General features: G+C 49.4%; 18 protein-coding genes. 11 read left to right on the forward strand and 7 right to left on the reverse strand.

The genetic code is table 11. The annotated features are described in order from the left end of the window. The first annotated feature begins 141 nt into the window (after positions 1-141). Positions 142-393: an RNA-binding protein gene (locus tag CHI14_RS13045; protein ID WP_095288864.1), complete on the forward strand. Its 252-nt coding sequence runs from the start codon at positions 142-144 to the stop codon at positions 391-393. 111 nt (positions 394-504) lie between these two features. On the opposite strand, the gene CHI14_RS13050 is transcribed toward CHI14_RS13045, so the two are convergent. Continuing rightward, positions 505-1,425 carry an AEC family transporter gene (locus CHI14_RS13050; protein WP_095288865.1) on the reverse strand — a complete coding sequence of 307 codons (921 nt, stop codon included), beginning with the start codon at positions 1,423-1,425 and terminating at the stop codon, positions 505-507. A gap of 93 nt (positions 1,426-1,518) precedes the next feature. On the opposite strand from CHI14_RS13050, the gene CHI14_RS13055 reads away from it, so the two are divergent. The 3 genes from CHI14_RS13055 (at position 1,519) to CHI14_RS13065 (ending at position 4,333) form a co-directional block, all read left to right on the forward strand. Then, positions 1,519-2,025 (forward strand): mismatch-specific DNA-glycosylase, encoded by a 507-nt coding sequence (locus CHI14_RS13055; RefSeq protein WP_095288866.1) that lies wholly within the window; start codon positions 1,519-1,521, stop codon positions 2,023-2,025. Between the two features lie 144 nt (positions 2,026-2,169). Beyond that, positions 2,170-2,742, forward strand: coding sequence for an RNA polymerase sigma factor (locus CHI14_RS13060; protein ID WP_095288867.1), 573 nt, complete (start codon positions 2,170-2,172; stop codon positions 2,740-2,742). Next, the gene (locus CHI14_RS13065) at positions 2,723-4,333 is read left to right on the forward strand and encodes a DUF4179 domain-containing protein (RefSeq protein ID WP_095288868.1); all 1,611 of its coding nucleotides are present in this window, start codon (positions 2,723-2,725) and stop codon (positions 4,331-4,333) included. Before CHI14_RS13060 ends, CHI14_RS13065 begins: the two co-directional genes overlap by 20 nt. 105 nt (positions 4,334-4,438) lie before the next feature. Here CHI14_RS13065 and CHI14_RS13070 read toward each other — a convergent pair whose 3' ends face one another. After that, positions 4,439-5,491, reverse strand: a complete 1,053-nt coding sequence (locus CHI14_RS13070; protein WP_170948120.1) for a LacI family DNA-binding transcriptional regulator — start codon at positions 5,489-5,491, stop codon at positions 4,439-4,441. A 246-nt stretch (positions 5,492-5,737) separates the two neighbouring features. On the opposite strand from CHI14_RS13070, the gene CHI14_RS13075 reads away from it, so the two are divergent. Then, the gene (locus CHI14_RS13075) at positions 5,738-7,057 is read left to right on the forward strand and encodes a glycoside hydrolase family 125 protein (protein ID WP_095288870.1); all 1,320 of its coding nucleotides are present in this window, start codon (positions 5,738-5,740) and stop codon (positions 7,055-7,057) included. A 128-nt stretch (positions 7,058-7,185) separates the two neighbouring features. Here CHI14_RS13075 and CHI14_RS13080 read toward each other — a convergent pair whose 3' ends face one another. Beyond that, positions 7,186-8,241, reverse strand: coding sequence for a Gfo/Idh/MocA family protein (locus CHI14_RS13080; RefSeq protein ID WP_095288871.1), 1,056 nt, complete (start codon positions 8,239-8,241; stop codon positions 7,186-7,188). A gap of 12 nt (positions 8,242-8,253) precedes the next feature. Further along, positions 8,254-9,141 (reverse strand): sugar phosphate isomerase/epimerase family protein, encoded by an 888-nt coding sequence (locus CHI14_RS13085; RefSeq protein WP_095288872.1) that lies wholly within the window; start codon positions 9,139-9,141, stop codon positions 8,254-8,256. Between the two features lie 129 nt (positions 9,142-9,270). On the opposite strand from CHI14_RS13085, the gene CHI14_RS13090 reads away from it, so the two are divergent. From CHI14_RS13090 to CHI14_RS13100, 3 genes are all read left to right on the forward strand, one after another. Further along, positions 9,271-10,167, forward strand: coding sequence for an AraC family transcriptional regulator (locus CHI14_RS13090; protein WP_095288873.1), 897 nt, complete (start codon positions 9,271-9,273; stop codon positions 10,165-10,167). A 73-nt stretch (positions 10,168-10,240) separates the two neighbouring features. Continuing rightward, positions 10,241-11,533, forward strand: coding sequence for a phytoene desaturase family protein (locus CHI14_RS13095; RefSeq protein WP_095288874.1), 1,293 nt, complete (start codon positions 10,241-10,243; stop codon positions 11,531-11,533). 16 nt (positions 11,534-11,549) lie between these two features. Next, the gene (locus CHI14_RS13100) at positions 11,550-12,461 is read left to right on the forward strand and encodes an RNA polymerase sigma-70 factor (RefSeq protein ID WP_095288875.1); all 912 of its coding nucleotides are present in this window, start codon (positions 11,550-11,552) and stop codon (positions 12,459-12,461) included. A gap of 131 nt (positions 12,462-12,592) precedes the next feature. Here CHI14_RS13100 and CHI14_RS13105 read toward each other — a convergent pair whose 3' ends face one another. Further along, the gene (locus CHI14_RS13105; protein WP_095288876.1) at positions 12,593-13,276 is read right to left on the reverse strand and encodes a serine/threonine-protein kinase; all 684 of its coding nucleotides are present in this window, start codon (positions 13,274-13,276) and stop codon (positions 12,593-12,595) included. 489 nt (positions 13,277-13,765) lie between these two features. On the opposite strand from CHI14_RS13105, the gene CHI14_RS13115 reads away from it, so the two are divergent. Further along, entirely contained in the window at positions 13,766-14,683 is a 918-nt protein-coding gene (locus CHI14_RS13115) for a PD-(D/E)XK nuclease family protein (protein WP_095289115.1), read from the forward strand. A gap of 166 nt (positions 14,684-14,849) precedes the next feature. Here the strand turns inward: CHI14_RS13115 and ald are convergent, their stop codons facing one another. Next, positions 14,850-15,983, reverse strand: coding sequence for an alanine dehydrogenase (gene ald / locus CHI14_RS13120; RefSeq protein ID WP_095288878.1), 1,134 nt, complete (start codon positions 15,981-15,983; stop codon positions 14,850-14,852). A gap of 189 nt (positions 15,984-16,172) precedes the next feature. On the opposite strand from ald, the gene CHI14_RS13125 reads away from it, so the two are divergent. Then, positions 16,173-17,843: a PucR family transcriptional regulator gene (locus CHI14_RS13125; protein WP_095288879.1), complete on the forward strand. Its 1,671-nt coding sequence runs from the start codon at positions 16,173-16,175 to the stop codon at positions 17,841-17,843. A 24-nt stretch (positions 17,844-17,867) separates the two neighbouring features. Here the strand turns inward: CHI14_RS13125 and CHI14_RS29705 are convergent, their stop codons facing one another. Further along, positions 17,868-18,149, reverse strand: coding sequence for a hypothetical protein (locus tag CHI14_RS29705; protein WP_141236673.1), 282 nt, complete (start codon positions 18,147-18,149; stop codon positions 17,868-17,870). A gap of 355 nt (positions 18,150-18,504) precedes the next feature. On the opposite strand from CHI14_RS29705, the gene CHI14_RS13135 reads away from it, so the two are divergent. Further along, positions 18,505-20,580, forward strand: coding sequence for an nSTAND1 domain-containing NTPase (locus CHI14_RS13135; protein WP_095288881.1), 2,076 nt, complete (start codon positions 18,505-18,507; stop codon positions 20,578-20,580). The last annotated feature ends 3 nt before the right edge of the window (positions 20,581-20,583 follow it).

The raw sequence follows: 20,583 nt of genomic DNA on the forward strand, positions 1-20,583 counted from the left end.
TAAGAACATTTGAATTAGGAGTCTTAACTTCAATATAAACGAACCAAAGCCCTATATCCTTCCATGGTTATCTGGGTAATAATGTTATATATAGCAAGTAGTCATTGGAATCTCATAACGTAACGATAGGAGGTAACCTGCATGGCATCCATGATTCTGCTGGTAAAACAGACGGAGGACGATGAAAAGGTTATTTATCGATTCGGACCCAATGAGCGGAAGATGGGACTGATTGAAATGAACAAGATCAAGGAAAGTGTGAAGGAACTCGAACCTGTTCAGGTCGAAGGGGTCAACCCCAGCTTTTTCTTCAATCGGGCAGCGCAGCGGCTGGTCCGGTGTTTGTTCAGGGAAGGCGGCAAGTTTCCGGAACGGACGACGTTTGAATCCTAGTTTTTCTTTTTGGCTGTGCAAGTAGGGTTACTCGCACAGATCGCATATGTCTTAACCAAAAAAAGTCCAAGCTCATCCGACTTACGGAGCGCATGGACTTTTTTAGTTGCATCAAAATGTTTTGGCAAAAGAAATGAGTGCAGTAATCGTAATAATGTTCAAGAGTGTCGAGATAAGTACCGTTTGTGCGGCAAAGTCGGGTTCGTTATCATATTCCTCGGCCAGAATGGATGCATTCACCCCGGTAGGCATCCCGGAAGCAATGATCAGTGCCTGCGCGGCAATTCCTTCCAGACCCAGAAGCAGTACGATGGAGATCCCGATGGCCGGGCCAATCAGGAGGCGCAGAAATGTGCTAATATACACATCAAGACGGTACAGCCGGATCGGATATTTGACAATCTGTGCTCCTAGGGTCAGCAGTGCTACAGCAACCATACTTTGCTGCGCATACGTCAGCGGCATGGACAGAAACGTTGGCAGCGGCACCTTCCACATATGGAACAGAATCCCCAGTAAGAGCGCATAGGGAACCGGCATTTTGAGAAATCCAATGATGACTGCACGGTAGTTCCCTTTCAGCTTCGCGCCCTGGATAGATAATACGCCATACGTGAAGGTCAGCAATGACTGTAGGGACATGACCAGAGCCTGAATGGAAGACGCGAGTGGGTCTCCGCGAAATACGAGCGCATTGATTGGCAGGCCATAGTTGCCTGCGTTGTCCAGCATGACACTGTTATTAAAGGCGGCCTTCATGCCTTTGTTCAATCGAAGTGTTCGTGCGAACACGGATCCTACGATATACAGAATAATGACATATATGGCGTAGAAGAGAGTGACCGTCCCGAGAAGTTCACCCGACATATCGGAATGATACATGCTCATAAAGACGGCTGCGGGGGTAATACAATAGAAATTGATTTTGGCGAGGGTGTACAAGTCCAGCTTGAACACCTTTTGCATCCAGGACCCGACTCCGATCAGGAGAAAGACGGGCAGGACGACTTCAAGCATGATGTCTGCAATCATCTGTTCAGCTTCCTTTTTCATGAAAATTTCAGTCCGATTTCGTAAACACTTCAACCATTATATCATTTTATACACTAGGGAGGTCATGTGAATATGATTCCAGATCATCTGGATGTTGGGTTATCGATTCTGTTTATCGGATTCAATCCCAGCATTACATCAGGCGAAACCGGCCATCATTATGCCTATAAAGGCAATCGTTTCTGGCGCATTCTTGAACGTTCCGGCTTAACCCCACGTTTATATCATCCGGAAGAAGATCAGGATCTGCTCAAATTGGGGTATGGATTTACCAACATTGTAGCCCGGCCTACGAGAGGCGTGGAAGATATTACACGTGAAGAGTATGCGGAGGGACGTCAGATTCTTCGGCAAAAGCTGGAACAGTATCGACCGGACATCGCCTGTTTTGTCGGGAAAGGGGTATACACCCAGTACAGCAAGCGTACCAAAGTGGAATGGGGATTTCAGGATGATCCGGTTGTCTCGGAAATTCAGGAATTCGTTGCACCTTCTTCGAGCGGACTGGTACGCATGTCGATGGATGAAATTGTTGCTATTTACGCACAGCTTAGCGATTTTATTGCACAGAAACGTTGAGGCTGACTATAGTGGATTCGCCCAACCGGCTTTGAACCGGACTTGAGCGAATTCTTTTTTTTGAGGAAAGTGAGAAGTTTTGGAAAGTACTTCCGTCTATATAGTACAGAACCATGCATGGAAGCTGTAGAGAAGGGGGATTACATGACTCAACATATGCAGGAGGAGGAGCTCATCGAGCGTATTATCGCGGGGGATAAACAGCTGTTCGCCTTGCTCGTGGATCGATATAAAAATAAAGTCTACGGCATTCTACGCGGAATGGGCGCGAGTCATCCGGATGCGCAGGATCTTGCACAGGACACGTTTATCCGGATCTATCGCTATCTCCCGTCCCGAAGGGTAGGAAGCAGTTTTTCTTCCTGGGTATATACCATCGCTGTGAATCGGATGCGGGATTTTATAAGGCAAAAGAAACCGGTTATGACGGCAGATGAACCGGTCATGGAGCGAGCCAGTGAAGAATCGCCGGAAAGGCATGTGCTGCACAAGGAGATGCAGCGGGAAATATACCGCCAGATGGAACAGCTGCCGGAATCATACCGGCTTGTGCTGCTGTTGAAATATACCAATGAGCTAAGCTATGAAGAAATTTCAGATATTACCGGCATGAGTGCAGCGCAGGTACGAAACGCGATGTACCGTGGGAAAAAGATGCTCAAGAAACAGATGGAGCGCAAAGGAGGGTTAGCCACATATGAAGCCTATTCCAAATGATGAGGACCGGTTATGGGAACAGTATGTATTTCGCGAGGAGCCTGAACCCGATTTTACGCTTCAGGTGATGAAAAAACTGGATGGTGTGTCCATGGAACGTGAAGCGGAAGTGAATTTTGCCATGAAAAAGTCTTCCAAAACCCGTTGGATGCGCCGTATGGGGGTTACAGCAGCGGCTGTTGTAATTCTTGCAGGGGGAGCCTGGTTTGCTTGGGATTATAAAATAGGACCTGAGCAACCTGCCGTCAACGCGGTGAATAATCCTCCACTTCCCAATATTCCCGTACCAGAGGAGCTGAAGTACTCCTATCTGGCTGATGATTACAAACGTCTCAAGCCACTCGGTCTTGTGGTTAATCCTAATATTCATATCGAGGATCAGGGTTACACGCTTAAGATTGAAGATGTACTAGTGGACCGTTCGCAGATCGTGATCACAATGAAACAAACAACTCCTGAAGGTTTAGGCTTGTTTGCAATATCCCCAGAGGCGGGGAGAATTCATGTTACGGATGACCAAGGGGGCGAGGTTGCTACTCTCGCAGCAGATACCAGAGTAAGCAGCTCTACATCCGAACGGTTTATTTTTCAGCTGCATGATGATATCCCTGATGAGGTAGTTGTACGTGGGGAACTGGGGCATTTGAATGTAGGGGGCCAATACAACTTCGAAACAAAATCATACGAAGATAAAGAGACGGTGGATTGGAGCTTCCAGTTTAACATCGATATGACCAAAGCCAAATCACTGGCTGTTGAAGCTCCTATGAATAACACATATACGACGCCAGAAGGTTTGAAATTGGATATGACGCAGCTTGTACGAACGCCAAATGGAACCCGGCTTGATATGAATGTAAGTCTAGACGATCAGTTGCGTGATAAAGTCGGAGAGGATTGGGCGGATTATGTGAACATTATGTATCATCTTGAAATTCCTGAAACCAATGAATATCGTATATTCAATGGGATTAGACCAGATACCCGCCTAGCCAAGTTTCGGCTCCATGATCAAAGTGGCTTGAGGGATGGTGGACCGTTAAAGTTGTCGGAGACATGGGATCCGGCGTTTGTAACAGTAGATGCCAAGGACATTCTTTTTGTACTGGACGGTTACACTATCCCCGTGAAAGAAGAGAAGTCAGTAGAAGTAGACCTGGACAAAAGGCGTAAGGACACCAATTTCTATACTTTTGTTGAATTCGAACAGCTGGGAGATCGAATATTATTTTACGATTATAATTACAAACCTCAATTGGAATCCTATAACCTTCCGAAGAGTGATGGGAAGGAAGGTTCGTCACTAGTTCTCGAGGGAACTGGAACTTTCCGTAATGCATTTAATGGGGATCGCTGGGTGGCCATAGATACGGAGGGGAAAGAGTATCCTGTTGAAGTGATCGGTTATCCAGATGAGCCAAATAATAACGGAGAATACGTTGCAGATAGTTTAAAATTGATCATACGAAATTTTTACAAAGAGAACGGTACGAAATTTACATTGAAACGTGTGGTAGTTGATCGAGAGTATCGTAATGTGAACTGGGCAGTGGATCTCCCTTCATTTAAAAGTCTACCTTGGCAAAAATAACATGGATTAGATGAGCCTTATAAACACGGAAGCCCCGCATTTAATGCGGGGCTATTTCCATATGTGCACGGGCCTTACTTAAAAAGTAGCACAGCGTATATCAAGCTAAGCCGAGTCTCGCGGAATAAGGGAAGTGGCAAGCATGACGGTCTCTTTCGGTGTCCCGGGACGTTCAATCCGTCTTTGCAAAGCTTCAATGGCCCGCTGTCCTAGCTCTTCCTTGCACAGGTTGACTGTTGTCAAAGGTGGGGAAGACGTTGCGGCGGAGTGGACGTTATCAATGCCAATCACGAGGCAGTCTTGAGGTGTGGAGATTCCGATCTCCTGTAGCTTGTTCATCCATTGCAGAGCAATATCATCATTCACACCAATCCAGGCATCGGGTCGTTCATGCTCCGGCATGTTTTTGATTTCGGCTGCGAGCTGATCGCCCCATTCCCCTTGCTCATAAGGAACATTCCATTCCCGGAATGTGGCAGCGTGACCGTGGCCGGTATGAAAATGATTCAATGCCAGCTCCATGCCGATCTTGCGCTGTGCGAAGCTGGCCGCACGGCCATCGTCCGTAATTAACCCGATTCTGCGGGATTGCAGTGATAGTAGATACCGCACAACGGTGATGCCTGCCTCAAGATTATCATGGCTGATCGTATCACAGTTCAGGAGCGGTTCCTGATGATCCACCAGCACGATGGGACGACCTGTCTGAGCCAGACGCTGCAGAACGACATGAGGAAAGGAACCCATGACAATAATGCCCGCACATCGTTCCCAGTCCAGATGGGGAGCAACGGCCCGTTCCGGTGACGTATGTTCGTCCCCGGTACCAAGCGAAGGAGATACAATCGCGTGATGCCAGCCCCGTTCATTACAGCCTGAGATCATGCCGGAAAGCACCCGCTGCCAGTAGTGAGGCTCCCCGCGGTTTAGCTGGTTCATGCAGATGAGCGCGAATGGCGGTTCGGATTGGTCTGAAGCAGCGGAGACACCGGTGCTTCCGGGTGTATTTTGGCGGTAGCCCAGAGATCTGGCGAGTTCAAGTACACGGGCGCGGGTAGACTCGCTGACTCCTGTCTTGCCACTGAGTGCACGGGAGACGGCATATTTCGATAATCCAAGCTGGTCAGCCAGCGTCTGAATGGATACTTTGCGGGACATGTTCATGACTCCTTCATATGTAAACAAAATATTAATTTAGAAATGAATTGTGGCAATTATAGCAATTACGAATTGACGACATTTACCAAGTCACAGTACACTACATTTAATAACGTTATTATATATTATGATAACAAAAATAACAATAATCAAATGTGCCTAAAAGGATATGCCAGATTTGGAGAGGAACAGATCAGCCATATCCAAACACCACAACCACAATTCATGTCAGAGGAGACTACGTCCATGGAACAGTTCAGATTACCGAAGATTCCCATGCCGCATCTGGAGTTGCCGCAGGCAGTGCAAGATATTTTGGCGGAGGCGGACAAGAAGCTGCAGCACAGACCGAGATTACTCGCGCAGTTCCGCAACTGCTTTCCGAGTACTTTGGAGACGACGACCAAACTGCTTGATGACGGTACAACGTTTGTCATTACAGGTGATATCCCAGCCATGTGGCTGCGTGATTCCGTGGAGCAAGTCATGCATTATGTGCCACTTGCGAAGGACGATGAAGCATTACAACGGATTATCGGCGGACTGATCAAGCGGCATATGTTCTACGCTGACATTGATGTGTATGCCAATGCATTCAACGAAACAGCCAATGGCTGGCACTGGGATGCCAATGATGAGACAGAGATGTCGCCATGGGTGTGGGAACGTAAATTCGAATTGGATTCCCTCTGCTTCTCGATGAAGCTGGCCTATGCGTACTGGCGTGAGACGGAATTGACGGATATTTTTGATGAACGCTTCAAAAGGGTGATGGAGAGTGTAGTCCATCTCTGGCAAACGGAGCAGCACCATGCCGAGCAATCGCCATATCGATTTATGCGGCGCAATTGTCCTGCACATGACACAATGCGCAACGCGGGGCTGGGTATGCCTGTGAACTATACCGGAATGATCTGGTCCGGTTTCCGTCCGAGTGATGATGCCTGTGATTTTCACTATAACATTCCCGCGAATATGTTCGCTGCGGTGACCTTACGCCAGATGGGGGAGATCGCCAAATGGGTATTCCGGGACGAACAATTGGTTAGCGAAATGGCACGGCTTGAAGAAGAGATTCGTCATGGAATCTCTCTCTACGGCATATACAATCATCCGGTCTATGGACGAATCTATGCCTACGAAACAGACGGATACGGCAATCATTGCCTGATGGATGATGCGGGTACGCCTGGACTGATGTCCATTCCGTATTTGGAATATGCACCCGTGGGGGATACCGTGTATCAGAATACACGCAGGTTTATTCTGAGTAAGGAGAATCCATTCTATTATGAAGGTCAAGCAGCCAAAGGGATCGGAAGCCCGCATACCCCGCCGGGATACATCTGGCATATGGCACTGTCCATGCAAGGACTGACTGCGGATAATGACGAGGAAATGCTGGAGATGATTGAACGGCTGGAAAAGACAGACGCAGGAACCGGGTTCATGCATGAAGGCTTTCATGCAGATGATCCCGATACATTTACAAGACCCTGGTTTGCCTGGTCCAACAGCCTGTTCTCGCAGCTCGTGTACAAAGCCATGCAAAAAGGAATTTTATAGAGGGAATGATTATACAGTTACACTCCAAACTAGTTTCATTCTGTAAAGATGCAGCAATATACTAACCAAGCCAGCCCAACTCGCTCAGATTTGCGGGTTGGGCTGGCTTAGTTTAGAAGAAGCCATGTCTACGTGTTTTGCATCAGATCAGCGATGAGCACTTTCTGTCCGGTGCGGGCACTCTCGAGGGAAGCGAGCACCATCGCCATGCTAAACTGGTTGTCGCTGCAATCCGTTTCGGGCAATCGCCCACTTTCCAGCGCGGCGAACATATCTTCGAGGCAACCGTGATGTCCGCTTTTCTTCATGACAGGCAACTGTCCTTCGATTCGCTCTGAAGGCTGGAAGAAGGAAGGCTTACCGCTTGCATCCAGGTGCTCTGCAGCCACAACATCTGCATAAATGTCATCATGTCCATCCCAGATGGCCGTGCCTTTTTCCCCGGTTACACGCCAAGATGCTTCCCACGAGGTCGGGGCGCCTTCTGCACACCAGGATCCACGGTAATTGAATACAGAGCCATCCGACATTTCGAAGATACATAGCGCCATTGCATTGCCTGTGTACCAAGAGCCTGGAGGGTTGAATTCGTGGCAATAGACCGATACCGGATTGGCTCCAAGAATAAGTCTGGCCTGATCAAACGTATGAATCGCCATGTCCAGCAGCAGCGGACTATCCATGATATCCCGGAATCCGCCGAAGTGTGGTCCGAGAAAGAAGTCTGCCCCAGCATAACCGACCTTACCAATGGTGCCGCCGGCAATGAGCTCCCGAAAGGCGCGGATTCGAGGGTCGAAGCGGCGATTCTGCATCACGGCCTGGATGCGGCCAGTTTTGCGCGCAGTTTGGACGATATCTCCGCACTCCGTGAAGGTTTCTGCCAGCGGCTTTTCGCCAAACACATGGCAGCCTTGCTGCAGGGCTGTCATGGCAATGCCATAATGACTTGCGGGAATCGTGACATCGAATACGATGTTGGCTTCTGTAGCTTGGATGGCCTCAGCGATATCCGTATATGTAGGACAGGAGAGGCCATGGCGTGCAGCCAGGGCCATAGCATTTTGTTCTTGCAGATCGACAAGCCCTACGATCTCCGTGTCCGGTCTTTGCATGGCGTAATCGACCCACGTGTTGGCCATGGCACCGCAGCCTGCGACAAGCACTCGATGTTGCTGACTCACTTGATCATCTCCTTATTTCGGATTGGGCACAAAATCCCCGCCGCGGCATTGTTTCAGATAGCGCAGAGCATGCACCTGCCCGGTCATTTCCAATTCATCTTTGTATACCGGATCATGCCAGCCTTCGATGTCGATCGTTCCCTGGTAACCGTTTTGCCGCAGAATGGTGATAATGTCGGACCAATTGGTATCTCCGAAGCCAGGCGTACGATGCCAGACATATTCATGCGGACCATGAACCCCATATTCCTTGACGATATCCCAGGCAATGGTTGCGTCTTTGCCATGCACGTGGAACACTTTATGCGCCCATTTGCGAAGCTGAGGTATCGGATCGATGAGGCTGGACATCTGATGGCAAGGCTCCCATTCCAGGCCGATGTTTTCTTCCGGAACCGCATTGAACATCATTTCCCAAGCCGTCGGATTATGTGCAATATTCCAGTCGCCCGTTTGCCAAGTACCACCCATATCACAGTTTTCAAAAGCAATCCGTACTCCCCGGTCCGCCGCCCGGCGTGCCAGTTCCCCAAAGACCTCCTTGAACCGCGGAATGGACTCGTCAATGGGCTGATTCGTTAGTCGTCCCGTGAACCCCGAGACAATGTCTGCGCCGAACAGCTGAGCATGATCAATAACCCGTTCCCAGCTTGCCAATGTGTCTGCGTTGTCTCCGGCCCCGGTGAGCGGGTTGCCGAAAACACTGAGTGCAGAAATTTTAATATCATGTTCGTCGACCAGCTCGCGTACACGCTTGGCTGTTTCGGCAAGATCCAGTTCACCCGTGGTTTGCCAAAAGGTCAGATTGAACGACTCGAAACCGTGTTTCATGATCTGAGGGATCACGCGGACAGCATCCGCTCCACCCACGAGGGTGCCGATGCGTAATTGATTTTTCATGGTTGTATTTCACTCCAATATTGGCTTATAGTACTTCGTGACACACTCATTATAGCCGCGCATCTGCTGCATGGCTCTATACAATCTTGTGCAATATTAGTCCGATTTTGTGAGGAGGGGGAAGAGGTCGTGCTGGATCTGAAAGCGCTTCACGAAAATACCCGGATTGACCATAAATCACATCCGTTTCAGTTGTTTCAGAATCGCTGCTCCGATATGAAAACGGAGGAGTGTATCATGTATTTGCACTGGCATGAACACTTTGAACTGATTGCCATGCGCAAGGGTCACGCCGTATTTCATATCGACAGTAGACCATACACGGCCGGGCCGGGCGAGGTGCTTGTTATTCCGGGAGGGACGCTTCATGTGGGGTATGCCCTGGAAGAAGGGGATGTGGAGTATGATTCGGTTGTTGTCAATGCGGCGTTATTCCATGATTTCACACATGATCCGCTGCATCTGCAGTACGTGGCTCCCTATCTGGAGGGACGGATTCGCTTTCCGGTGAAGCCGGCGGAGCAGAACAACATTTGCCTGGACTACTATTCACTAATCCATGAGGCGATTGAGGAGATGGTTAAGCAGCCACCTGCCTACCAGCTTGTGGCCAAGTCCAAGCTGCACGCCCTGTTTACCATGCTGGCTCGTACCTTTATGCCCCAGCAGCTGCCGGGAAAAACAACGGGTTCATATTTCCCGAACCGCGAGCGGTTCAAACAACTGATCGAGCAGATTGAAGCCAATGCAGCGGAGAAGATATCCGTGACCGAAGCGGCCAGTCAGGTGGGGTTGAATACATATCATTTTTGCAAAATGTTCAAGAAATTGACGGGCCGCACCTTCGTCGAATACGTGAACGGATGCCGGATGACCGAAGCCGAACACCTGCTGCGAAGCAGCAATCTGACCATTACCGAGATTGCTGCCAGAGTGGGGTGTGACAATGCTAATTATTTTACAAAACTGTATAAACAGTATAAGGGAATGACTCCTTCCGAAGGACGGTTGAATCGGAAAGGATGAAGGGAATGATGTGGGTCACAAAATAACGGCTCTAATCGTCATATGTGTATCCAATAGAAGGGATTGATATGACGTGAGACAAAATGTCAATGATTTCATGTGGGACACTGTTATTATTGGAGCAGGTATCGCTGGATTAACTGCTTCTATATATCTGGCCCGGGCCGGACAAAAAGTACTATTGCTGGAAAAAGGGGCACATCCGGGAGGCCGTGCTGCTTCTACTGAACTGGCAGATGCCCAAGTTAACTTGGGTGCTCATGCGCTGAATAGAAGCGCACTCCCCATTTTGCGAGACATAGGTGTAATTCCTGATGGAATGGCACCCAAACCGCCGGGTAGCTTGGTTTTTGACGGAGAAAATAGTCGGGGTATGAACGTTTCATTGTTGCGTTTATTGTTCGGTTCGCTCCTGAATAGCAGAGAAAAATATCAGCTGCTTGGCTTCTATTGGTCTCTGAACAGAGCGGATGTATCTTCCCTGAACAGGGTCAGTCTGCAGGAGTATTTGGACAAAATGGTGCCTAGCCTGTGTGCGCAGCGTATTGTGCTTGCGCTTGTTCGGTTAAGCACGTATTGCGATGCCCCTGATCTGATAAGTGCTGGAGCTGTAATTAATCAGCTTAAACAGAGTCGGGTGTTGTATGTAAACGGAGGATGGCAGTCTCTTATCAATCAATTGACTACGCGGGCTCAGCAAGCTGGCGTATCCGTCCGTAGTGGTGTCTCCGTACACGAAGTCCATGGCACTAAGCCTCGGATTGAGATTAAACTTAAGGATGAATCCCTTCTAATTTCTCGGAATATCATCTCCACTGCTGGGCCAAGGAGTACATTGGCTTTTTTGAATCCTGCACTTACTACCACCGAAGAAGCACTTTACAGGCAGCTAGTTCCAGTTTACGCAGCGTGTCTGGATCTGGTTGTGACAGGGATGCCGAATCCCAAAACGACCTTTGTTCTGGGTGCCGACGCCCCGTGGTATTATTCTAATCATTCTGCCACGGCCTCATTATCCATTCACTCCGAGCATAACGTTGTACACGTCATGAAGTATTTACCAGCAACAGGGCATTCCGATCCCAAAAGGGATGAATACGAACTGACTGGATTTCTGGATTGCATTCAATCAGGCTGGCGCAAGCATGTTGTCCGGAAGCGGCTTCTGCCACGAATGCTGGTTACCCATGCCGTTCCGACCGCCGCAACGGGCGGTCTCCAGGGGAGGCCAGGACCGAGGGTCAAGGGTCGCCCGGGAATCTATGTTGCTGGTGATTGGGTTGGGAGTGAGGGGATGCTGGTTCATGCTTCGCTGGCCAGTGCACGTGAAGCTGCTCGGATGATATTGGCAGATACAGACATCTAAACAGAGGAGGCACAGGATGGAAATTGATGAAGCATATAGCAGATACAGAGCTCTTCTGTTTTCTATCGCTTATCGTATGCTGGGATCGGTCACCCATGCCGAGGATTTGGTGCAGGACACTTTTGTGACCTTGCAGCAGCAGGCCATATATCAGGATGAAGGACACATCCGCGATCTGAAGGCTTACTTATGCAAAATCGTTACGAACCGCTGTCTTGATTATATGAAGTCAGCTAAGGCACAAAGAGAAGTGTACATCGGCCCTTGGTTGCCGGAGCCCTTATTGCAAGAATATACGATCATCCCAGCATCAATCCGGGCAGAAGAAATGGATCCATTTCAGACGATTGAGCTGGAAGATACGATCTCTTATGCTTTCCTTGTTATGCTTGAACGGTTGACCCCTGTCGAGCGAGCGGTATTTATTTTGCGAGAGGCATTCGTATTTGAATACGATGTTATTGCAGACTTCCTTGGTAAAACCGAGACGGGATGTCGTAAAATTTTCAGTCGTCTCAAACAAAAAATGGAGAACGAATCGGAGATAGAATGGGTTCCTAATGCGAAGTCCGAGCAGTTGACACTGCGTTTTCTTCAGGCTGCGTCGACTGGCGATATGGCTGAACTTTTCCAGCTTCTCTCGGATGATGTTGCGCTGTATAGTGATGGTGGTGGCAAAATCACGGCAGCTGTGAAGCCGATTGTATCCAGTCAACGCGTCATTGCATTCATTGGAGGTCTGGTAGCCAAGGGAGACAGCTTGGTATCGGTACGGGTGGTTAGAATCAACGGACAACATGGTCTTCTGATACAGGTCCCAAATGAGGCTTCCCCAACGGTAGTCAGCCTAGCTATAAAAAACGGCCTCGTCCAAGAAATTTATATGATCCGAAATCCGGATAAGCTGCGGCATATAAGTCTCAGATGATAATTCCCATTACAATGTTGTATATTACAAATAAAACCCGGTTCTCACCCTTTATGGGGATGACCGGGTTTTTAAAATTGATACCGAAGGATATGTTCCGTGAAAGTACATTGTTGTGAATGTAACATTTTTTATTTCATAAACCTGGCGAACAGACGATTCGCTTTCTTGGATAGGTCGTCCATCTTGAGATTGGCCTGATCCAGCTGATTGTAGCCCCATTTGATCGTTTGCAGCATACGCGGGGAAATGGGCGTGCCTTTGATTCTTGGATAAATGTTGTGGTAGGCCCAGACGAGATGCTCCCACCGGTTGTCATTGCCTTCCTTAATGTACTCCGATACATCCAGAACCTTCGCGCGTCCGTTCTGAAGAAGTACATTTTTGAGGTGAATATCCCGTGGGTTCAGGCCACGGCTGCGTACAGCTGACCGCGCTTCGTCCACATCGATCATCACCTGTTCGGGAACCGGAATTCCTTTTTCCAGACACTCCAGCAGTGTATCTCCCGGTTCATAACTGATGACCAGAATATTTCGACCACAGCCGTAATAGGTGGGGAAATAGGGTAATCCACGCAGCTGTTCATAGACCCGCTTCTCGTTCTCCAGTTTCTCCAGAGCGTGATCCGAATACACTTTGAAGGCATATTGGGGCAAGCCGTCGTACGTAAAAACAGCCGCATCCGTACCTGTTCCGATGCAATGGATTCCTTCTGCATGGCCGATGATATTCACCAGCTCATTCCGGTCGCTGCCAATGACCTGGATCTGCTGCAAAGCCATTTCCGCCTGGAACCAATCCGGTCGATTCATGGGTGGTGCCTCCTTTTAGGATATGCCTGTACATGATTTTCCATATAAAATGAATCGATTAGATTACACAAGTCTACTCCGCGTTCAGAACAATCTTTCAATCGCTGTTATCCCCAGATTTCTTCTATCCCTTTCAATAAGGGGAAATCCCATGATAAATGCAAAGTTTATGCTTTCGATGCAGCTTTCTTTCAGAAAGCTTTTAGCTCCGCTTCTCCAGATTTGTTCTGTCCTCTTCGTAATCGTGTGAATTTTTAGATGCATCTTATATAACTGCAACATCCTGTCCTCTATTTAGTATATTATGCGTTTTGCTTCGCCATTTCATCTTTTGGTGATGATACTATATAAACGTTACGATTCGAATCGGAAACGGTTGCGTTCAGTACAAAATCACAGGACAGCTTGCAGCATTTTCACCCCATCCTATATACTGTGAGCATCAAGGGATCTCATGCAGATCCGGTATACAGAAAGGCAGAACAGCTTATGGCACAATACCCGCAGTGGTCGTATTCGCAGTCGCGGGCAAGCATGTTCGATGAGTGCCTGCGCAAATATTATTATCATTATTACGGAGCCCATAACGGCTGGAAGACAGAATCGGCTGATGAGATGCAGGTTCGTCTGTACCGATTGAAACAGCTCAGCAATTTATACCTCGTCTTTGGTGACCTCGCACACCGGATGTGTGAGTCAGCAGTCCGAAGCAGGGAGGAAGGCAAAGACAAGCCGCGTGAATCATTTCTGGAACAAACGATGCGGAAGCTGCTTAATCAGGCCTATGTGGAGTCGATGGATCAGGATCAGTGGCGTCTGGACCCGAAGAATCGGGTGATGCTGTCCGAGATCTACTACGGAGATGACACGCTGAATGATCGAATTGCAACGATTAAGGAGCGAGCTTCGGCTTGTGTAAGCCATATGTATCAGACACTTACCTGGGAAGACCTGTCCCGGGCGAGTACGGATATTTTGGAGATTGAGAAATGGGACACCATGATTCTGCATGATACACGAGTATATGTGAAGATGGACTTGTTGTATCGCCGCAGCAACGGCAACATTGTGATTGTGGACTGGAAGACCGGCAAGGAGGATGACTTCACGGACCAGCTCATGCTGTACGCAGCGTATGTCAGGGACCATTACCGGGTGCCGCTGGAGCAGATTGAACTGCGAGTGGAATACCTGTTGACCGGGACGCATCGCGAGTTTACGCCGACCGAAGAAGAGCTGCAGAAGGTGGAAGACAATGTGGGAAGATACATCGAGGAGATGCGTTCCTGCGTGGCAGATGAGTATCATAATCGTCCAAAAGACATGTCGTACTTTACTCCGATGCCTTCACGTCGTGCCTGCAGGGATTGTAATTTTCGCGAGGTGTGCAGCGAGCGGGCCGTTTGAACCATTGGAGTACCCGAGAACCCAGAACTTATCATCCTAGCAGAACTTATTTTATGCAAAAATAAACCGAGAAGCGCCAGCCCGGACAGCATATGCCCGGACTGGCGCTTCTGTTCGTTCCACAGGCCGGAAAGGTAAGACGCCGGGTGGAACGATCATACACAGATTATTGGACAGCGGCGGGGTGCTCCAGCGCCTGTCCTGCAGGAACATAGGCATGCCCGAGATCCCGGGCCACTGCCTCATACGTGATATGTCCATTCAGCACGTTAACCGCGCTGCGAATGGATGCACTGCCGCGAATCGCGGAGGCTGCACCATGGTTGGCCAGCTGCAGCGCATAAGGCATGGTGGCGTTGGTCAGCGCCACCGTGGATGTGCGCGGCACCGCGCCAGGCATGTTCGCTACCGCGTAATGTACAACACCATGCTTCACGTAAGTCGGTTCATCGTGGGTCGTAATATGATCAATGGTCTCTACAATTCCGCCCTGATCAATAGCGACATCCACAATGACCGAACCGGGTGCCATCGTTTTTACCATCTGTTCGCTGACAAGTTTTGGCGCCTTGGCGCCGGGAATCAGCACCGCACAGATCAGCAGATCCGCTTCAGCGACCGCAGCCGCGATGTTGGATGCACTGGATACCAGCGTATGGATCTGGTTGCCGAATATGTCATCCAGCTGGCGCAGGCGATTCAGATTCAGGTCGAGGATGGTCACGTCCGCTCCGAGACCAATCGCAATTTTGGCCGCATTGGTACCGACCGTACCTCCGCCTATAATGGCAACCTTGCCGCGGCTGACGCCAGGCACGCCGGATAACAGAATGCCTTTGCCTCCTTTGGTTTTCTCCAGCAGCTGTGCCCCGATCTGTGCCGACATCCGTCCTGCCACTTCGCTCATTGGGGTCAGCAAGGGAAGGGTGCCGTTAACTTCCAGAGTCTCATATGCAATGGCAGTTACCCGGCTCTGAACAAGAGCCTTCGCCAGTTCCGGTTCTGCCGCCAGGTGCAGATAGGTGAAAAGAATCAGTCCGGGACGAAAATAGGCGTACTCACTCGCCAGAGGTTCTTTGACCTTGATAATCATGTCAGCTTCCGACCAAACGGATTGGGCCTGAGCCTGAATGACTGCTCCGGCTGCCTCATACTCGCTGTCTGTGAATCCGCTGCCCAATCCGGCACCCTGCTCAATCACTACCTGATGCCCCGCTCTGACAAAATCAGCCGTTCCGGCAGGGGTTATGGCTACACGGTTTTCATTGTTTTTGATTTCTTTCGGTATACCGATTTTCATGCCCATGCACCTCGTCCATTTAATGGTTGTCAACTTATACTACAAGTTTATGACCTGAGTAACCGTTTTGCACCTTACTTCATGTCTATGTTTCAGGAGATTCAATCAACATTATGTCGAAAAGGGCTGTTCAGGACATTTGTCCATGAATTATAATGTAAGAAAAAATAACACTACGAGGGATCAATATTGAGAAATGATCGTGTGTTTACGATAAAGGATCTGTTGGCACGCCCTGTCTTTGCCAGAGCGCGTCTGGTTGCAGGAAGCGGGGGAACATCCCGTCAGGTTGGATGGGTTCATGTATTGGAGATTACTAATGTCTCTCCGTATGTCAGCCCCCATGATCTTATTTTATCCACAGGGCTGTGGCTTCAATCGGAAGAGGGGCGTGAAGAATATCTGCTCCAGCTGATTCATAGCGATGCGGCAGGATTGTGTGTAGAGTTTGGCACCAGCATTCATGGCATTCCCGAACAATTAATTGAACTGGCAGATCGACATCAGTTTCCGCTGATTGTATTCGAACAGCCAGTAAGGTTCGTGGAGATTACGCAGGATATTCATGCATTGCTCATTAATCATCAGCATCAGCTGCTGAAGAGTCTGGAGGCATACTCCCGTCAGCTGCAGCAGCGGACATTGCAGAGCACCGACATGTCAGCTGTACTCCATCTGCTTCATGAGTATGCGGCCAAACCGGTTGTCTATATTTCGTCCATGGAGCCAGGCAGCTTCGTCCCGGGTCTTCCCCCGGAGATGGAACAGGCCATCTATACCTGGTATGAACAGGAAGTAGAGCATTTGGATCTGAACGATTCGGATATTGAACTATGGTTTCGCATCGATGAAGAGCATATGCTGCTGTGTCATCCGGTGGTCTGCTTTGGTCAGGTGTTCTCAGCTGTAGGCATGGTGGTGCATCCCTCTGCGCCAGTGGAATATCTCAAATTGCTGCTTGATTACACGGCGAAGGCGGCAGCCGCACTGACACTTCGTTCCCAGTTTCTCGAAGAGAAGATGGTACGCAATCAGAATGAATTAATTCAGGACTTGATGAATGGTCATATCCATCAGGAAGAACAGGCACAGACCCGGATGGGACTCCGATTGCTGGTGAAGGGACAGTACTGGTTTGCAGGAGGAGTAATTGAGATTGAGCATCAGCTGAGGGGGACCGGACGTGAACGCATGGAGGCGAATCATCAGGATATTCTGGTTTTGCTAAGATCCTTGCTGAAGAAGAACAATCTGCCGAGCTTGATCATGCTGAAAAATAACCAGGTCTACCTGTGCTGTGCCAAGGAAGAGAGTACTGCATCCACCTCCCATAAGCTGGTTAGGTCCCTCGAAAGCATCATTGGAGATGTAAAACGCTTTGCGAGCCGTAACCTGAAGCAGGTTGCGATATATGCCGGGTTTGGCAAAATTCGCAACCGACTGACCAGCATGCCTGACAGTCTTCAAGAAGCATATCAGGTGATTGAAGTTTCACGTTCAGTGAGTCGGATGGAACATATCTACTTTTACGAACGTATGGGTATATATCAAATGTTGAAGGCACTGCCTCAATCTTTCCTTCAGCCCTTCGTGGAAGACCATCTTGGTGTGCTGATCGAATATGACCGTACACATCACCTCCAGCTTGTGGAGACGCTTGAAGCCTACTTGAAGAACTTTGGTTCCAAGCGTGACGCTGCTGCCCAATTGTTTATACATCGACAGACGCTGTACAACAGATTGGAGAAGTTGGAAGAGCTGATGGGACCTGGTTTTATGGACCAGGAGAGAAGAATATGCCTGGAGATGGCGCTGCTTGCTAACGCGATGATGGAGGATGAACAGACGCATCATTCCTGATAATGGGGTGCATCGAAGTGTGGTTTAGTAGTTTTTGCCGATACGGCGGGATGGACGCAGCTGTGGCAGTATCGAACGACCGGACATGGAACGCCTGCCGCGAAAGAGTTTGGGTTGACCTGTTGAGGGAGCGAGTGATAATGATGTGGGGGCCGCCAAACGGTACGGAGGCGACGTTCGATCAGAACGACCCTCTGCCTCAGCCTCATGGGATAGAAATCCGTGTTCCTTCAACCAATCAGCCAGCTTTTCATGTTGGATTCCGAGTTGTCCGCTCAGATTACAGATATCGAGTTCTTTTCTCACACAAATCCGCCTTTCCTGGAATCATTATGTTTTTGGAAGGGAAGCAAGAAGTTTGAGATTGGTAAGTGCTTATATACTTCAGCAACAGGTATAGGCTAATGCGACTAGATTGGTGTGCTCGATTGTCGGAAAGGTTAATTATGTTTAAGCGATGGTAATAGATTATAGAAATGAAGCGCATGTATCCTGTGTTAAACGTTTGCATGATGCGGTTCGGAACCTATCCATAATTTGGCTTTCTTCAAGATTTTATCATTTCATAGATTAGTGCGCGTCTCAATATAGTCTCAATTTTGCAAGTGAATGGCGCTGAAATGCTGAGAATAAAAGTACCAGTCTAGTACGGAGGGCACAAATGGGAAACAGTAGTGAGGTACAAAGCGATAGACACTATGATCGTGGCAAACGTTTTGTAGGGAGAGTCAAGGAATTAATGATTCTGGATCACTGGTTTGAACATCCGGAAGCGCCTTTGACCATTTTTTCGGTAACGGGAATGGGAGGGATCGGGAAATCCTCCCTGCTCTCGGAGATGTTATCGGTATCCCGTAATCGGGGGGCTACGTCCATATGGATGGATGGCAGATCCTGTGGTTCAACTCCCTCGGTCTTTCTGGAGTATCTGTCCTCGACATTGGGACTGGAAACGATGGAGAGTGAGGGCCATCTCCGGCCACTTAGCCGTCTGAGTGAGACGTCGGTTCACAAGAGACTGGTTATTGCGGTGGATAACTATGAAGAGCTTGCTTTGCTGGAGAGTTGGTTTATGGAGGTTTTCGTCAATAAACTCTCCTCCAGCGGGGTGTTGATCATACTGGCCTCACGATCCGAACCGGCTACAGCATGGAGAACGCATCCCCGCTTGAGGCAGCATCTGGTGCAGATGCCCCTTCAGCATTTCACGAATGAAGAAGTATCGGAGTACATTGCTGGTGCAGGACTTGTGAATATCAGCATGGCAGGCACGATTGCACGCATGACGGACGGTCATCCGTTTGGACTTGCCCTCGCGTTGGAAGCTGCCGATCATAGGCGAAACGTACCTCTTGCGGAGTGGGCCGAGCTATCCTATATGATCAGTGCACGCTTATTGCTCGAATTGACGCTTCCAAGTCTGCATCCCATGATTGAGGTGCTCACACTGCTCGAAACCGCCAATCAGGAATTGTTATCCTCGGTTCTGCAAACGGAAGTGACGCTCGGCGAATATCTGGCGCTGAAGCGAATGTCATTCATCCGCTCCGATCCGGATGGTCTGGCGCTGCATGACCTGGCAAGAGTGCATTTGCTTCGGGACTTTCGTCAGCGCGAACCGCAGCGGCTGCAAGCGATGCGGGTACGGATCGCGGGCTTGTTGCTGCCACTGCATGCACAGGCCGGACCACATGAACAGCGGCAGATTGCCAGGAGAATGCTCCTGCTCTGTCAGGAATCCATGCTTCAGCATCGGAAATATGCAGATGTATCCTCCGAGGCCTTCTTTTCACCGCTGGAGGTAATGCGAGAAGGAGATCTGCCCTTGCTGCACAGCTTATTGGAGGAATGGTGCGAATACAGTGTGGAGCCGTGGCAGGCTGAGCCTTATCGCCCATTTTTGGATGAGCTGGCACAGCGTTATCCTGAAGGGATTGTACTGATGCGTGATCAGAACGGCGAGCCTATTGCCATGTTTATTACGGTACTTGTCCACCGGGAGAGCAGCGAAATGCTGTTAAGATATTTCCCGGCAGAAATGCAAGAATGCTTTAGCCCACAGGAACTGGCGTGCGATCCGGATCAGACGGATACTCATTTTGCCGTACTGGCTGCTGCCCGTGATAACGTACCCGGATATAGACGTGAAGAGCTCGTGGGCTACATGGCCTTGGACAGGCTGTCCCTCCTGGGTGACGGTGCCAGAGTCATGCTGGTAGCGACCAATCCGAATCTGAAGCTGTTTTTACAGAGCATCGGTTTTCGGATGAGAAGAACGCATACACGTATCTGTGACCGATATGAGGATCAGGCCGATGTCATGGACCTGGATTTGCGTAACGGATTATTTGGAGAATGGGTTATGTCCTTGCTGGATCCCGAGAAACAAGGGAGCAGGTTGCAGTATGAAGCGACGAGTGAGGGGGCGGATCGGGTTCCGTGGTCTGAGTCGGATTTGCGAAAAATGCTGGCGCATTTGCACTCCCCAGGTGAACTGCATACGTATGCTGCGCGGGTGAGTGGTGTGAGAGACGGGATACAGCTGCAGATGCACGTACTGGATCTTCTGGAGGGGCGCTCACATGGAATTTCCCAGCAGGATCAGATGCTCCTCTATGCAGCTTACTGGACTCATTCGGGTAATCCAACGGCCGCAGCACAGGCCTGCTCCATGAGCCGGGCCACGTTTTACCGCCATTTGCGAACCGCGCTGATTCGGCTGGCGCGAGTGTTATAACCG

It is taken from the genome of Paenibacillus sp. 7516, from assembly GCF_002272715.1.
Lineage (GTDB): Bacteria > Bacillota > Bacilli > Paenibacillales > Paenibacillaceae > Paenibacillus > Paenibacillus illinoisensis_A.